Annotated in this window: 9 protein-coding genes; all 9 read left to right on the forward strand. The window is 37.1% G+C overall.

The annotated features are described in order from the left end of the window. Positions 1-10 precede the first annotated feature (10 nt). The 9 genes from AC4MRQ_RS08420 to AC4MRQ_RS08460 all read left to right on the forward strand — a co-directional run bounded on the left by AC4MRQ_RS08420 (position 11) and on the right by AC4MRQ_RS08460 (position 18,037). Positions 11-1,702 (forward strand): RagB/SusD family nutrient uptake outer membrane protein, encoded by a 1,692-nt coding sequence (locus AC4MRQ_RS08420; protein ID WP_491197221.1) that lies wholly within the window; start codon positions 11-13, stop codon positions 1,700-1,702. Between the two features lie 19 nt (positions 1,703-1,721). Then, positions 1,722-3,134: a hypothetical protein gene (locus tag AC4MRQ_RS08425; RefSeq protein WP_491197222.1), complete on the forward strand. Its 1,413-nt coding sequence runs from the start codon at positions 1,722-1,724 to the stop codon at positions 3,132-3,134. 26 nt (positions 3,135-3,160) lie between these two features. Beyond that, positions 3,161-4,693 (forward strand): sulfatase family protein, encoded by a 1,533-nt coding sequence (locus AC4MRQ_RS08430; RefSeq protein ID WP_491197223.1) that lies wholly within the window; start codon positions 3,161-3,163, stop codon positions 4,691-4,693. Positions 4,694-4,711: 18 nt separating this feature from the next. Next, positions 4,712-6,307 carry a T9SS type A sorting domain-containing protein gene (locus AC4MRQ_RS08435; RefSeq protein ID WP_491197224.1) on the forward strand — a complete coding sequence of 532 codons (1,596 nt, stop codon included), beginning with the start codon at positions 4,712-4,714 and terminating at the stop codon, positions 6,305-6,307. A 222-nt stretch (positions 6,308-6,529) separates the two neighbouring features. Next, complete coding sequence (locus AC4MRQ_RS08440; protein WP_491197225.1) at positions 6,530-8,779, forward strand: glycoside hydrolase family 3 N-terminal domain-containing protein; 2,250 nt, start codon at positions 6,530-6,532, stop codon at positions 8,777-8,779. Between the two features lie 48 nt (positions 8,780-8,827). Further along, positions 8,828-10,351 (forward strand): sulfatase family protein, encoded by a 1,524-nt coding sequence (locus AC4MRQ_RS08445; RefSeq protein WP_491197226.1) that lies wholly within the window; start codon positions 8,828-8,830, stop codon positions 10,349-10,351. 20 nt (positions 10,352-10,371) lie between these two features. Further along, positions 10,372-12,150 (forward strand): sulfatase-like hydrolase/transferase, encoded by a 1,779-nt coding sequence (locus AC4MRQ_RS08450; RefSeq protein ID WP_491197227.1) that lies wholly within the window; start codon positions 10,372-10,374, stop codon positions 12,148-12,150. Positions 12,151-12,215: 65 nt separating this feature from the next. Next, a complete protein-coding gene (locus AC4MRQ_RS08455) occupies positions 12,216-15,095 on the forward strand; it encodes a helix-turn-helix and ligand-binding sensor domain-containing protein (RefSeq protein ID WP_491197228.1) in 2,880 nt (959 codons plus the stop codon). A gap of 107 nt (positions 15,096-15,202) precedes the next feature. Then, positions 15,203-18,037: a helix-turn-helix and ligand-binding sensor domain-containing protein gene (locus tag AC4MRQ_RS08460; protein ID WP_491197229.1), complete on the forward strand. Its 2,835-nt coding sequence runs from the start codon at positions 15,203-15,205 to the stop codon at positions 18,035-18,037. Positions 18,038-18,126: the final 89 nt, after the last annotated feature.

The raw sequence follows: 18,126 nt of genomic DNA on the forward strand, positions 1-18,126 counted from the left end.
ATACAACAACATGAGACGATATAATTTAAATATAAAAGTTTTTTTGCTGGGCATGATTGCACTGGCAAGTAGTTGTAATTTTCTTGATCTTGAGCCGGCCGACGAGTTTAAACGTGAAGATTATTACGAAGATAAAAATCAGGCAGAGATGGCATTGGCAGCAGTATATGCTAATATGGCCGATTTGTACGACGAGCATTTATCAATATGGTTAAGTGCCGGTAATGATGAGCTACTGCATAGTAAAATAGCAGGAACAACACGAGGAAGTGAATTATCTAAATTTACATACAACGCCTTTACTGTCGATGTAAAAAAGATATGGACAATGTCCTATTCGCTAATATCTCGAGCTAATGATGTAATTTATAATATTGAAGGGCGCGATACAATTTCAGGGTTAAGTGCATTGGATAAGCAAGCCATTATTGGAGAAGCTTTAACGCTTAGAGCAATGACTTATTTAAATCTGGTTCGGATGTATGAACACATTCCAGTACGCATTTTACCATTTGTTGATATTGCTGAAGAAAATGGTGATTTACATCTTGGTAATGTTGAACCGGCCGAAGTTTACAATCAAATTATAGAAGATCTGGAAGCTTCAGTGGCTATGCTACCTGAGGAAGCTATTGCTTATGGTCGGGTTACAAAGTATGTGGCTCATGGTTTATTGGCACGAACTTTTCTTCATTTGGCTGGTAACCGAACCCAAGGCGGTGATTATGGTATTGATGAATGCTATAACCGGGTAATAGAGCATAGTGAGGCCGTAATAAATAGTGGTAAACATAGCTTGTTGGATAATTATGCAGATGTATTTATTAATCAAATTCAGCAATCCCAAGATAGCCGTGAAGTACTTTGGGAAGTAAATTTCACTTACACAAATGAGCGAAACCTTGGTGGGTTTATTGGTAAATTTAATGCTCCAAAAGTTGAAGGAAGTGATAATACAGATCCTGAAAGTACCCCAATGGTGTTTGTAACACCAACGATTAACCAGTTATATGGAGAAATGTATGAGGAGATCCCTGCTGAGAATGAAGATACCCGGCATGGCTGGAATGTTGTACCTTACAATATCAATTATGACGACGGAGTATATAGCTTCCCGGGCGATATTGGCAATAAATTAAGGTGGTATCCAGGCAAATGGCGCCGCGTACAACGTGTAAGTACCGAAAATCCTGATGGATCGATAACTCATAGTGCGTTACTTTTAGAAACAGGTGCCATTAATCGCTGGCATACCTCTATTAATTTTCCATTGTTGCGTTATGCCGATGTTCTGTTAATGAAAGCAGAAGCAGTAAACTACTTGTATGGGCCAACGCTGGATGCATTGGATCAAATTAACGCCGTTCGTTTGAGAGCGGGAGCTTCCACTGTTCAGGATTATTTAGCTGATCAGGGACTAGGTTTGTCTCAAAATCAGTTATTTGAGCTGATAAAAGATGAACGCAGTCGTGAACTTTGTTATGAAGGCCATCGTCGTTTTGATTTGGTGCGTTGGGGCATTTTAGTTGAAACCATGCAAGAGCAAAACAGCTTAATAATTAATCATCCGGATTATGATCCATCAAAAGATGAGTTCTTAACCTATCCGGGTAATGCTGTTCAGGAACGCCATGATGTTTTTCCGATTCCTAATGATGAAATTACATTAAACAAGAATGTTAAACAACATCCAGAGTGGTAGGATTTTAAAATCTAAAATTATGACACGTTATATATTATCCATACTTATAATCTTTAGTCTTTGGGCTTGCTCCGAAGATAAGGAAGTATTGCAATTGAACTCAGCTCCCTCGGTGTTGGATTACCAGAATTATTCAGCGAATGTGTTAATAGGAAGTGAGTGGTCATCCGGTCTGCCATTGGTTCGAGGCGAAGCACCGATGACCTATGAGCTATTAAGTGTTACATCCCAGGATACGGTGGTTAATTCTCATGAGTTTACGATTGATGCACAAGGTGTTGTTTCACTACCAGCTGAAAATACTCTTGAATTAGGTACTTATATTATAGCTATTGAAGTGAGTAATGAATTCGGATCGGTTGTGAACGATAAAGCAATCAGTCTTGAGATTGTAGAGAGTGCGATACCTGTTATTACCATACAAACTCCATCAGGGACCAACGAAGTTGATTTACTTATAAATCCGGCTGGTCAACCAGTTGATGAAGCAGGAAATGTTATAGAAGGTATTTTATCTGGTGTTAGTTTGTCATTCGAGAACCTTAGCATTAAAGAGGTACTGATGTCACCGACAGATGTTTTCTCATTTGGTCGTCAATCAGATTATGAAGAAGAGGGGAGTGATGAGATTGGTGTGGTCAAAATGGTTGGTCCATTTGATGTTGGAACATATGTTCTTGAATTTGTAGGAACTGTAAGTCAACCACAACCTGTTAGCCTTAATGTGAATGTGACCAAACTTAACCTGCCATACGATGAAAGCATTTTTGCATTAGATTTATCAGGTGAAGAAACAGGTCCAAGAAATGATTTACCCGAAAATTTAATAGCGGGATTACAAACCCACCTGATTTATGGCGAACTAAAGAGTGGTAAAGCATTTTGGAATGTTCAGGCTGACTCAAACCATCCGGTTGCTGAATATGGCTCAACACCAATATTGCGTTGGCTAGCTTTTAATGCTGCAACAGGTTACGAGAGTGGGACTGCTAATAAATCACAATCTATTGCTATTTTGAACGAAATGGTTGATGTGTCCAATGCCAGGGAAGTACGTTTAGATGCTTCTTTTGTATCCAACAAAGCTGCAGAGTTAACCTCTGGTTTGCTTCGTTATGATTTACGGGTTTGTACCGAAGAAGAATATCAGGCAATGTTGGCAATGACAACTCAGGCTGAAAAGAAAGAAGCGGTTAATAATTGGCAATTAGTTGTTAGTTCTTACGGATTGAATGCAACTGCAGGTACAAATGATAATACAGGATATGGATATTTCGAAATATCAGCAACAATTGATAAAGCTGAATTACCAGTAAGTGCATCAAACCAAATACGTTTCTTATTCCATACGGTGGCTGATAAAGATGGGGCCAATCCTGGTTGGATAGCATTACAACAACTAAATATTGAGGGAACATTCCAGGATAATTAGTGAATGATCATAGTTAACTGATGAATATGAAAAATCGAATTTTAATAATTATAGCTTGTCTTTTGAGCCTAGGGATTGTCCAGGCTCAAGATAAGCAATTCAATATATTATTGTTTACCGCTGATGATTTGGGTTATGAAGCCAATGGTACTTTCGGGCGCAATATACCAGACCTGACGCCAAACCTTGATAAGTTTGCTGATGAAGGTGTACGATTCGAAAATGGTCATACCAACACGCCCATTTGCATGCCAAGTCGCAGTATTATGGCTACCGGACTTTATGGAGTCTCAAGTGGTATGATGGGTTTTATGCATATGAAGAAGGAAGTTCCAACAACCATGCAGACCTTTCAGGATAATGGATACGTAACCGGCATATTAGGAAAAGTTAACCACTCGACTCCAAATATGCAGTATAAATGGGATTTTGTTCATGATTACGCTGAGTTAGGTGCCGGCCGCAGTCCATCGAAATATGCAGCTTTCAGTACAGAGTTTTTTGAAAAGTGTAAAGCTGAAGGTAAACCATTTTATTTCATGGTTAATTCTCATGATCCTCACAGACCATTCCACGATCCGAATAAGAAAATGAAGAAAGGAGAAGAACATCCTTCAAAGACTTATTCACCAGAAGAAGTAGAGGTGCCAGGATATCTGCCGGATATAGCACAAGTCCGTTATGAGTTGGCTTGTTATTATAACTCAGTTCGTCGATTGGATGATACCTTTAATGCAGTCATAAATGCATTGAAAAAGGCTGGGTTATACGAATCGACAATAATCGTATTTCTTTCGGATAACGGATCTGCTTTCCCTTTTGCTAAAGCAAATACATATGTAGCCAGCACTAAAACACCATTCTACATTCATCATCCGGAAATGAAAAAAGGACATTTGGATGAAAAGCACATGGTAGCTGAGGTGGATTTGTTTCCTACCTTCTTAGATGCTACAGGTATTAAAATAGATCAGGAATTGGATGGAAAATCCTTAATGCCATTAATTAAAGGAAAGTCGCAAAAAGGATTTGATTATCATTTTGGTGAAATTGATTATAAAATCGGAGGTAAAGCTACACCAATGCGATCTGTTGATAATAAGCGTTTCCGATACATTTTTAATCCGTGGCATATGTCAGGTTATCGTTATGCTAATTCCAACGAGGGTGAAATACTCAAAACAGTTGAGAATGACCCTGAATATAAAGAGTATCTGGATTGGGCTAAAATGTATCGCTATCGTGTGCCTGAAGAACTTTATGATGTGGTGAATGATCCTGATGCAACAAATAATTTAATTGATGATCCTCGATACCAAAAAGAATTGGCTCAATTACAAAATGAGTTGCGAAATTGGATGGTAGAGAAAAAAGATCCGGCATTGGTCATGTTTGATAACCGTAATAACCCGAATAAGGTTAAGGATTTGTGGGAGAATGATTTTCCGACAAAAAGAAGTTTAATGCCAAAAGAGCAGTTGGAAAAGATCAAACTAAAGGCTGAGCAGAAAAAGAAGAATAGAGCAGCAGGCAAGCGATCAAAGAAATCAAACCACTAACCAGTAAAAAAACAGGCAATGAAAATATTTAAAATACTACTCGTTTTTATATTAGCAATTGGAGTTAACTTAAATGCTCAGAAATCGGATGATGAGTTATTAGAAGAATTGTTTCATAATACTTACAAGTTTTACCAAGCATTAAGACATACAAATGGAGCTTATCTTGATATGGTAAAACTCGATGCTGATTCGGATCGAGGTTCAGTGGCCAACATTGGAATGGGCTTGATGTCACTTTGCGTAGGACATGCTATGGGGTGGGAACCAACTGCCGAAGAAAAGGTGTTGCAGACACTCAAAGCTGTATCAGGTCAAGTTCCTGGTTTTAACCTACCCCGTACAGAAAAGGGGTGCTTTATTCACTTCTATGATATCAATACTGGCGCTGCAAGGGGAAGCAATTGGAGTCCGATTGATACTGATCTGATGTTAGGAGGTGCATTGTTTGCGCGCAATTATTTTAAGGATAATGCAGAGATTTACCAATTAGCGACTGAATTGTATAATTCAACCGATCACTCAGTATTTGTTGGTGATATTGATAAAGGGCAGATTGCTTTGGGAATGCAGCAAGATGGAACGCCTAACGGGAATTGGACTGTTCCTTTTAATGAATACATGATTGTGGCTTGGTTTGCTAAGAACCAGGCGAATGACGAAAATTCACCAGCTCATAAATTATGGATGAAACATTATGAAGATCCAACTAATCTTAAACATGCAATTTATGAAGGTAAAAATGGCGATATTCCAGTTGCTTCACCATCGTTTGCACGTTTTACCTCTATGTTTACGTTTATGTTCAATCATAATTTTGTTCATCATTTTTCTTCGAACAATGTATACATTGATGAAATGCGCATGGCAATGAAGGCTGACTCTGCGTGGTGGGCCGACAGAAGTGATGCCGGTGATGTAGATTTAAAGGCATTAGGTTGGCAGCCATATGAATATGGAACCGGTGCTGGTGTTGGAGCTCCTGACAGTAAGTATCAGGTTGATCGTATTTGCTTACCTGAGAATATGGGAACAAGTAAAGATCAAAACCAAAACTTAAATGTTTCACCACATATTTTAGCTGGCTTTTCACCGGCAGCACCTGATCGTGTGAGAGCTGATATCTTATCTATGTTAAAAGATCCACGTAAAATAGGTCAGGTTGATATTGAGGAAGGAGCAACAATTTTATGGAAATACAGCTATAGTGATTTAGACTGGAAGCCGAATAAAGTAGAAGGTGTAGATTATTCTTGTATGTTCTTTGGCCTGGCAGCACTGCCTCAGTTTCTTGGTGCCGATTTCTTTAATAAATACAATGATTTCTTCTCTGAAAGTCCTGCTGCAATTCGTGATAACAAGATGCAGGAAGATATCGTTTTAAGTCCAAATCCAACGAGTGATGAGGTAAGTCTTTCAGGTATATACAAAGGACAAGGGTATGATACCCTAAAAATTTATGGTATCAATGGTACTCTTGTTAAGAAGATACAGGTTTCGACAGAATTTAATTCAAGCATTAATTTTTCGGTAAGTGATCTAAGTAGTGGTAATTACGTTGTCTGCTTAAGTAACGACAAGAGTTACGTAACTAAAAAGTTGGTAAAGAATTGATTTTGATGAAATCAAATGAATAATTCTAAGGCAAAAACAGCCTGTAAAATCATCAAATGTTGAGGACATGGTGTTTGCCTTTATTAGTGATTAATATTTCGCAATCGGATTATATGGTTAGTTCAATATTGTCAGATAGGGTTTTAGAACACATTTAATGTAAGTGCAAGACAGTACAATGATATAAGTGCAGGTTATTGGGGACGTAAAATTATAACTGAAATGAATAAGTTAAAAAATATAATAATTGGATTGAGTTTGCTATTGTTAGCTATTAGCTGTAAACAGGCAAATCAGACTGGTAATATCAAGAATGATAAAATATCAGAACGCGTAGATAGTCTACTCAGTCAAATGACTCTGGATGAGAAAGTTGGTCAAACCGTTTTATTCACTAGCCGTTGGGATGTAACGGGACCAGTTTTGCGCGAAGGAGAAGAGGAAGCAATTCGAACAGGTAAGTGTGGTAATATCTTTAATGCTCATACAGTTGAGTATACCAGAAAGTTACAAGAATTAGCCGTAAATGAAACAAGGTTAGGTATACCATTATTATTTGGATACGATGTAATTCATGGTCATCAAACCTTAACTCCGATTTCTTTAGGAGAGTCGGCCAGCTGGGATTTGAAGTTGATTGAAAAAAGCGCACACATGGCAGCCCGTGAAGCAGCAGCTTCTGGTTTACACTGGACATTTGCTCCGATGTGTGATATTGGTCGTGATCCACGTTGGGGACGAGTATCAGAAGGAGCTGGAGAAGATCCTTTTCTGGGTGAGCAAATTGCAGCGGCGCGTGTCCGTGGTTTTCAAGGCGATGACTTAAGTAAAACCAATACAGTGTTAGCTTGCGTTAAGCATATGGCCGCTTATGGAGCTGCTACTGCAGGTAGGGATTATAACAGTGTAGATATGTCCGATAGGGTGTTGCGAGAGACATATTTGCCACCATATAAGGCAGCAATTGATGCAGGGGCTCGCACAGTTATGACTTCGTTTAATGATTTAGATGGTGTACCTGCATCGGCAAGCAAATATCTACTAACTGATATTTTGCGAAAAGAGTGGGGGTTTGACGGTATGGTAGTTACCGATTATACTGCAATTAATGAATTAATTCCTCACGGAGTAGCTAAGGATGAGTATCATGCCGGTGTATTAGCCATGAATGCAGGCGTTGATATGGATATGGAAGGCGGCGTGTTTATGGATCATCTAAAGACCGCCATCGAAAAGGGTGATGTTAGCGAGGAAGAGTTGGATGAAGCTGTTAGAAATGTTTTACGCTTAAAGTTTGAATTGGGTATTATGGATGATCCATTCAAATATTGTAATGACGAATTGGAGAAGATTGAGATTCTATCTGCTGAGAATCGAAAAACAGCATATGAAATGGCAGTTGCATCGTGTGTGTTGCTTAAAAATGAAAAGAAAGCCCTACCTCTGAAACAAGAAGATAAGGTTGCTGTGATTGGTCCATTAGCTAATTCCAAACGTGACCTGCTTGGTTCATGGAAAGCGGCAGGTAAACCTCAGGCAGTAGAAGCAACAATTCTGGAGGCTATAAAACTGAATGGAACCGAAACAGGAGTAACCTTTGCTAAAGGTTGTGATGTAAATAGCAATAATAGATCAGGCTTTAAGAAAGCGATCCAGATCGCAAAAAATGCGGATAAAGTTGTGATGGTATTGGGTGAAAAATGGAGTATGTCAGGTGAAGCGGCATGCCGAACAAACCTTAACCTGCCTGGTGTTCAGTCTGAATTGTTAAAGGAAATTGCTAAGTTGAATAAACCTTTAATCCTTGTTTACATGACAGGGCGTTCAATGACTATTGAGGAAGAAGTCAAACTGTCTGATGCAGTTATGAATATTTGGTATCCGGGAACAGAAGGTGGCAAAGCAGTTGCGGACCTGCTTTATGGAAAACAAATTCCATCCGGTAAATTAACGATGACGATGCCGCGAAATGTTGGTCAAATACCGATTTATTACAATTACAAGAATACCGGACGTCCGTTTGATCCTGAAAAACCAAAAGATACCTATAAGTCTCGCTATTTAGACGTTGCTAATTCACCACTATTTCCGTTTGGATATGGTTTGAGTTATACAACATTTAAATATTCCAATCCTAAGCTTAACAAGCAATCCGTTAATCAGGGCGAAGAATTAACCCTAACAGTTGATGTAACAAACACAGGAGATTATGATGCTGACGAAGTAATGCAACTATATATCCATGATCATGTGGCTTCGGTTACCCGACCATTAAAAGAACTAAAAGGATTTAGGAAACTACACATCAAGAAAGATGAAACTAAAACTGTTAGCTTCATCATTAATGCAGATATGTTAGCGTTCTATCGACAAGATATGTCTTTTGGAACCGAACCAGGAAAATTTACCGTTTTCGTAGGGCCTAATTCAGATACTGATTATCAGGTTGAATTCACATTATTAGAAAATTAACCCCAAGAATCCAATTATATGTTTTCAAGAAATAGAATAAATCGTATCATGTTAGGTGCCTTAGTGGCAGTCTCGTTGGCGTGTTCGGCAACGAGACCCACTAAAAAGCGACCAAATATCATCTTAATTACATCAGATGACCATGCTATACAAGCTATTAGTGCTTATGGTCATGGCATTTCTAAAGTCGCACCAACACCTAATATTGATAGAATTGCAGAGAATGGAGCTTTATTTAATAAAGCATATTGTACCAACTCTTTATGTGGTCCAAGTCGGGCAACAATATTAACAGGAAAATTCAGTCATATTAATGGCTTCACGCGTAATCGTGATAAATTTGACCAGAATCAGCCCACATTGCCAAAATATCTGCAAGCTGAAGGTTATCAAACAGCAATTGTTGGTAAATGGCACTTGAAAGGTGTTCCGACTCAAGGTTTTGATTATTGGGAGGTATTAAATGATCAGGGCGAATATTATAATCCAGATTTTATTACAGGTAAGGATACCGTTATGAATCATGGATATGCTACTGACCTGATTATGGAGAAATCTTTAAAATGGTTGGATGAACAAAGAGATGAGGAGAAGCCATTTATGTTAATGGTGCAAAACAAAGCACCTCATCGTAACTGGTGGCCTGCTGAGCGTCATTATAATATGTATGATTCAGTGTCTTTCCCAGTGCCTGATACTTATTTTGATGATTACAAAGGACGCAAAGCATCTGCAAAACAAAAGATGAATATTTATCGTGACATGTATGAAGGGCACGATTTAAAAATGACAGTTAAAGCCGGAGTTGATAGCTTTCGCTACGATCCATGGCCACACTTGTTTAACCGTGCAACAGATGAGCAAAAAGAGACATTTTGGAAAGCGTATCGTCCAATTAACGAAGCATTTCATAACATGGACTTAAGTGATAAGGAGTTGGCTCTTTGGAAGTATCAAAGGTATTTGCAGGATTATATGGGTACGATTGCTTCTGTTGATGAGAATGTGGGGCGCCTATTAGACTACTTGAAAGAATCAGGTTTAGAAGAAAATACAATTGTAATTTACACGTCTGATCAAGGTTTTTATTTAGGAGAGCATGGCTTCTTCGATAAACGTTTCATGTATGAAGAGTCATTCCGAACTCCTTTATTGATCCAATATCCTGGTAAGATAAAAGCCGGAACTGAAATTAACCAGATGGTGCAAAATCTTGATTATGCGCAAACCATCCTTGACTTCTGCGGCGTAAATCAGCCTGAAGATATGCAGGGACTCTCTTTAAAGCCATTATTATCAGGAGAGAAAGTTGATAAATGGCGCGATGCTTTGTATTATCACTTTTATGAATTTCCTGGTTTCCATTCTGTTAGAAGACATTACGGCGTTCGAACAGAGCGATATAAACTGATGCATTTTTACCATAAGATGGATGCATGGGAATTGTATGACTTACAGGAGGACCCATCTGAGATGAATAATCTGTATGGACATCCGGATTATGTGGAGATTACGAGAAATCTAAAAAAGCGTTTAGCTGAGTTACAAGAGGAGTATAAGGAAGCTATCTGATTTTTGAAGAAAATATGAATATGCATTATAGTATTCTGATTGTTAGTCTTTTTATAAGTCAATTGCTTTGGGCTCAAAAGCCCAATGTAATTGTCATTGTCGCAGATGATCTTGGTAATGCCGATGTTGGTTATCACCAGCAAAATAGCAATATTCCTACTCCTAATATTGATGCTTTGGCTGAAAGCGGTACTTATTTTAGTTGTGGATATGTAACTGCACCTGTTTGCGGGCCATCTCGGGCAGGATTACTAACAGGACGCTATCAACAATCTTTGGGATTTGATGATAATCCAGGGCCGTTTCGTTCCGGTCCAGATGTGCTGGCTGGTATTCCGCCAACAATTAAAATTATCCCTGAGTTTTTAAAACCCAAGGGATATCAAACTGCATGTATCGGAAAATGGCATGTTGGACATGAATCAGATGAATACTTTCCTACCAATAGAGGCTTTGATTATTTTTACGGATTTTTAGGCGGTGCGGCCAGCTACTACCCGGGCAATAATGAAGGCAGAACTTTATTTAGAAATACAAAACCGCTTAGTTCTGAAGAGCGTTATTTAACTGATGCTTTTGGAGAAGAAGCATGTGAATATATCAATAGAGTGGGTGATGATCCGTTCTTTATGTATCTGGCATTTAATGCAGTTCATGGACCCCTTCAAGAGCCTCCTGCAGAGTATCAAAAACTATTTAAGCAAATTGAGAATCCAAAACGACGTACATTGTGTGCTATGCAATATGCGATGGATGCAAACATTGGGAAAATACTAAAGGTTCTTGAAGATAAAGGATTACGTGATAATACACTTATCTTTTTTGTTAGTGATAATGGTGGAAAGTTAAAGGGTAATTATTCTTATAACATGCCTTATCGGGGTGAGAAAGGAACATTATTTGAAGGCGGAATTCGTTTGCCATTTTGTGTTTCATGGCCTGGAAAAATCCAGGCTAATAAAGAGTATCATGAAGCGGTTAGTACCTTGGACATATTACCTACCATTCTAGAAGCTACTTCGGTTAAGAATACTAAAGGTATGGTCGGTAAGGATTTAATGCCTTATTTAAATGGAAAAGAAGAAAGTCCGGTACATGATGTATTATATTGGCGAATTAACCACCGTTGGGCTATCCGTGATACAGAGTGGAAGCTCGTTAAGAACGAAATTAAAGGGCAACCGAAATTATTTCAAATTGCTGAGGATAAAACAGAATCTGTTGATTTATATGAGCGGCATCCAGAAATAGTCCAAAAACTACGAAAGAAATACCAGGCATGGTCGAAACAAGTTGGTGCTAAACAGTGGGGATGGAGCCCTTCTGTTGGTAAATATGTTCGACATCCACATGAAGATTTTGAAGGTATTAATACAGAACAGTTTCTTTCTCATAAAAACAAAGGCAGTCTATTGTATGTGAAAAATCCATTGCCAAAAGGGGAGAATACCAGTGATAACGTTATTGGAATCAACCCTGATGTTGATGGTATAAAAGGTTTGGCAGTTAGTATGAAGACTTCTGTCTTCCAACGGCGTCACCGTTACCTTAATGTTTCTGTTAAGGCGGATGAACCTTGTGATCTATATGTTGAGATTAAAGGGAAAAAGGGAAAGGTGGTTAAACTTGAGCCAATTAATAAATCCGAAACATATGGAGAATGGCATAAATTGGAGTTTGACTGCCAGGCATTCAAAGGAGCTGTCTCTCAGATTACTTTTGTTTTTCAAAATACGTCAGGAACTTTTACAAAACCTGTATACCTTGATGATATTCAATTCAGGAGCACAAAACTGTAATGATTTATAATATTTGAATCTCACATCAAATTGTTATTTTTAAGCAATAACTCAAATAAAGGAAAATGGTGCACAGGTTGTTATTTCTGATATTGCTATTTCAATTAAATTTCTTAGTAGATGGTTGGTGCACCAACCATTTTACATTACCACAAGTTACAACCTTTTACAAACACCAATATAATGCCAGTAACCGTAACTGGTGTATTGACCATGGAAAAGATGGTTATGTTTACATTGGTAATGATAAAGGTTTATTAAGTTTTGATGGAGTCAATTGGTCTTTAAATGAGTTACCTGCATATTCGAAAGTTCGTTCTGTATGTGCCGCCTCTGATGGACTTGTATACACAGGCTCATCTGAAGAAATTGGTTATTGGAAAAGAGACGTAAATGGAAAACTCGGATATTTCTCATTAAATGATAAGTTGGTAAATGTAACCTTTCATAATCAGGAGATTTGGCGGATTTTTGAAGATGTTGATAAAAACATCATCTTCCAGGGGTTTAGTCTTACTTTGAAGTATGACGGGCAAAGTGTGCGTAAGGTTGAAATTAACACTCCTCCATTCTTGATGGTGGAATATAATAAAAGGTTATGGGGGAATACAAGGCGCGGCGCATTACTGGAATTGACCGGTTATGGTTATCAGAAAGCCTTACAGTCGAAGCACCTTAAACAAGAACGTATAAAAGGAATTTTGCCATTCAGGGATATGAAAAGACTTGTTTTGACTAAAAAACAAGGTATGTATATTTGGCAGAATAATAGACTAATCCCCTGGCAGAGTGAGGCAAATCAATTCTTAAAGAATGAGGATATAAATTGTGCAGCCTATCATGAAGGCTTCTATTATATTGGAACAATTAATTCGGGACTGATAATCTTTAACTCGAATGGGGAAATTGTTTATAAAATTAATAGCCAGAATTACTTACAGGATAATACGATTTTGTCGTTAAAGTTTGATGAATTTAACAGACTTTGGTTTACAATGAGTGTAGGTATTGGATATCTTGAATTAGATTCACCAATAAGATTTCTGATTGATCCAAAAAAGCAAATAGGAGCGGTACATTCTGTTGCGTTTCATAATGACAATTTATACATAGCTTCAAACAAAGGCGTTTGGTATAAATCATTTTCGAAGAACGAGCGATTGGTTTCTTTTGATGATTTTAAGTTATTACCGGATTTAATTGGTTTGGCCTGGTCTTTAGCTGTTGTTGATGATCAACTATTATGTGGACACAATCAGGGAACATTTCTTATTCAAAAAGATCAGGTTAAGCAAATCTCAAATTATGCAGGCGGAAGAAGCTTTCAAAAAATCAAGGTGAAAGAAAAGAACTATTTAATTCAAAATTGTTATTCTGATTTAGTCATACTCGAAAAAGGAGAGCAGGGAACGTGGCAATTTAAAACCACTGTACAAGGATTTTCAGAGCCGACCATGTCCATAGCCGTAGATCATAAAAATCAGATATGGCTTCAACATGACCGAAAAAGCGAACTTTACAATATACGTCTGCAACACAACCTGAAAGATGCCTATAGCTATAATGTATTTGAGGCCGATAATGGCTTACCTCAGGATGTTAAAAGTGAAGTATATGAATTTAACAAACGTATTATCATTACCAGTTCAAAAGGTATTTATACATATGATGGACTAAAAGACTCAATTGTTTATTACGATGAAATTAATAAACAGCTGGGTAACTTAAAAAGTGCGCATCGAATAATTAGGCGAGATAACAACCATTACTGGCTCATTGGTGACAGAAATATCGCGTTATTTAGAATTAGTGATAATGATATTTCTAAAATCCTGCAATATAAGTTTGTGGAACCACATATGGGATTAGTTGAAGACTGGGAGAATATTGTTACCATTGATTCAATTGGAACCTTTATAGGACTGGAAAATGGATTGGGAATGATATATGATGATGACCTAAATAACTTAAATGCAGAAGTTAAGGATCGTCATCACGATATAATATTACAATTGAGCTATAAGGATGGAAAAAATAATATACAAATCGGAAAACCGGAATCAGATCATATTGAGTTACCATTTAATTTCAAAGATTTGGTTATCAACCTGAGTACATTAGCGTCGCCGGGACGACAAATGGAATATCATTTAGAATTCATATCCCAAAATGATAGTGTTCACTTTAAGGGAAATCATGAACAGTTTAATATTACAGAGTTGCCCGGTAATGAATGTCAACTGACAATTAAAGCATATGACCAATGGGGACAAGCAACCTTATCTAAAAAAATGTTGGTTAGTCTATTAAAACCATGGTATCTAAAAACGGGATTCTTAATACTTTGGAGTCTATGCGGTTTAAGCATACTTTTGATACTATTACTACGTTTTAAAAGAAATCTTAGGCGGTATGTACCTGATTTGCAGGAAGTAGTTTCTGATGGAGATGCTGATAACCATATAAAAATTAATGAGTTAAAGAATGTTCAGAACAAGCTGGAGGATGAACTAATCCAACAGAACAATCACATTGCAACAGGTGCGCTAAACGCTATTAGAAACAAGGAAGTATTAGCAAGTATTAAGAAAGAACTTTCAAGTCAGAAAGAAAAGTTAGGCATTCGTTATCCTGATAAATACTATAAAAAGTTAGTTGAACTTATTGATTCAAATATTCATACAGAGGATGATTGGGGTTTATTTGAGCGGCATTTCGATAAAGCCAATAATAATTTTGTTTCACGATTAAAACAGGAGTATAAGCAGTTAACCCCTCGTGATTTAAGGCTTTGTGCTTATCTGAAAATGAACTTATCAAGCAAAGAAATTGCTCCTTTATTGGATATATCAGAGCGGAGTGTTGAAGTTCATCGTTATCGACTGAGAAAAAAAATGGATTTACCAGCAGAAACTAACTTGTCAGAGTTTATGATTAGTTTTTAATTTAAGCATAGTTGCTTTCTTTAATGATTTCGTATATTGCTTCTTTATCAGATTTTATGGGATTATTTAATTATTCATACAGAATTGCTGCAGTAATATTTTGTTATTTGATTAATGTAAATTTCATATTTGGAGCAAATGAGATAACAAACTTTTTAAAGAATACATACAATGGTTTTAGTAAAAATTGGGCCATTGATTTTGAGGATAATGGAACAGCCTATTTCGGAAATGAAGCTGGATTACTGCAATTTGATGGAAACATGTGGGAGTTGTATAAGACCCCTGGAAATGGGAGTGTTCGTTCGATACTTGTAATCGGTGATCGTATTTACACCGGTTCATTCGAAGAATTCGGATATTGGGAAAAGGGCAATACTGGAAAACTCAAATACACATCTTTATCGGCCAATGTTCCTTTAAATAAGTTGCACAATGATATGATTTGGAAGATTGTTAAAGGAAATAGGGGAGAGATTATATTTCAATCATTTAATACTATATACATATATGAAAATGATGAATTGAGTATTGAGGAGATCGGTGGTGGCATCATTTTTCTTTTGAATGTTCGTAATCGTCTGATTACACAAAAAACCAGGGGTAATTTGCTTGAATATGATAGCAGAGAATTTAAAGAAATAGAGGGAAGTGACAATTTATACAGAGCTTTTACTCGTGTTTTATTACCCTTTGAAGGTGACAAGTTTCTACTAGGCACAGGTAAAAAAGGATTGTTTGTTTGGGATGGTAAAAACAGTATAGTTGAATGGAAATGTGAAGCGCAGAGAATAATAAAGGAGTTTGACATTAATGCAGGAACCTTTGATGGCCAATTCTACTACATTGGAACTCTCGACAATGGAATATTTAAACTTAGCCGAAAAGGTGAGATCATTGAACATCTGAATTCGAATAATGGCTTAGAAAGCAATACAATCCTGGATGTGAAATGTGATAAACAGAAGCGTTTATGGGTTGCTCTCAACAAAGGGATTTCGTGCATTGAGTTTAACCGTCCTGTTGATTATATATCCGATGTGTCAGCCAATTGGGGCGTTGTTCATGCAGTTGCTATATTTCAAGGCAATATTTATGTGGGAACCGATCAAGGAGTCTATTACCATCCACTAGACGGTTATGATTTGAGCGAATTAAAGCCATCAGATTTTAAGGTAATTGAAGAGTTAAAAGGTCACGCATGGACACTAAAGCAAGTGGGGGATTATTTGCTCTGTGGGCATAATAAAGGAAGTTTTCAGATTAAGGGCAGAAAGGTGACTCAAATATCCACACTCGGAGGTGGGCAATCTTTTATACCCATTCAAAATGAGAAAAAGGAGTTTCTAATACAAAATTCATATACTTCATTGGTATTGTTTAGGAAGGGTGAGGATGGGTTTGAATTGAGTAATATATTAAAAGGTTTTTTTGAACCTTCTCGTAATATGGAGGTGGATCAATATAACAACATTTGGGTTTCTCATACACGTAGAAAGGAAGTCTTTAAAGTTCAAATAAATGAGCTAAACAAACCATTGCTTAAGGAGCGTTACGGACTAAATAAAGGAATGCCTCAAAATGCAGGAAATAAAGTATCAAAATTGGATGGACGCATCGTTTTTACAACAAACAGTGGTTTATTTACTTATGATGAATTGCGTGATACAGTTGTTCGTTATGCAAAAGTGGAGGAGCAGTTGAATGAATATGCCTTCGCGAATGCTGTCGTTCAATCAGACTTTAACAAATACTGGTTTGCTTTACCACAAAAAGTTGCTTTATTTAAAGTCGAATCCAACACCATTAAGAAGGAGTTTGAATATGCATTTAGTGATCCGTATAATTCTCTTGATGAAAAATATCCGATCATTGTTGCATTAAACGACAGCACAACAGCTTTTGGGTTAGAAAATGGTTTAGCGTTAGTCTATAAATCGGCATTTGAAGAGCAACAAAATAACTTTGATGCAATTCACGTCAGGCATGTCACATGTTGGAATAAAAATGAAATCTCATCATTACCAAATAATTCAGGCGACACTATAATTAGGATTCCATATACCAATAAAAAGCTGATGTTTGATTATATGTCAATGGCATCTGTTGCTCAAAAAAGCAAGTATTGGGTTAAGCTTGAAGGCTTTCATGATAGGTGGATAAAAGGCAATAAGCGCAATCGTATTGTATTTGAGAAACTCCCATGGGGTAGTTATACTCTGCATATAAAAGGTGAAGATGAGTTTGGGCACGAATTACTACCTGTGAAATACTCTTTCTTGATTGAAAGGCCGTTTTTTGCCCAAATATGGTTCATTATTCTTGTCAGTATTATTGGCTTAATTGCAATGGCCGGGATTGTAATGTTTGTAAGGAAGTTAATAAAGGAACATCATATTAAACTTGTTGAAGATGAAAAAAGGGCCTGGGAGGATAAATATAATGAGGAACAGCATCGCAACGAAGAACGTATGATTCGCTTAAAAAATGAGCTGTTGCAAAAGGAAATTCAACACCAAAGTACAGAACTTGCAAACCGTACTATCGCCACTATTAAACGTAAAGAAGTTCTGACCGAAGTAAAGCAAGAAATTCTAAAACAACGTGAACATCTTAAATACAGTTATCCCGAAAAATACATGAATCGCCTGATAAGAATGATTGATCATAGTATTGAAGATGAGGATGATTGGAACGTATTCCGTTTACATTTTGATCGCGCACATGAAGATTTCTTTAAGCGCTTAAAGAATAATTATGAGGATCTTACACCTAAAGATTTACGTTTGTGTGCCTATCTGAAAATGAATTTATCTACCAAAGAAATTGCTCCGCTGATGAACGTTTCACTGCGTAGTGTAGAAGTTCATCGTTACAAAATCCGTAAAAAACTGCACCTTGATCCTAATGACAATCTTTCTGAGTTTATGATATCATTTTAAGTTGTGAAGTTTTGTAATATTCATATAGTTAGGCTTATATAGTGAGTTTTTTATATAGATGATGGTTTTGTATGGGTGATTTAATCAGA

This window comes from Carboxylicivirga sp. (assembly GCF_982718395.1).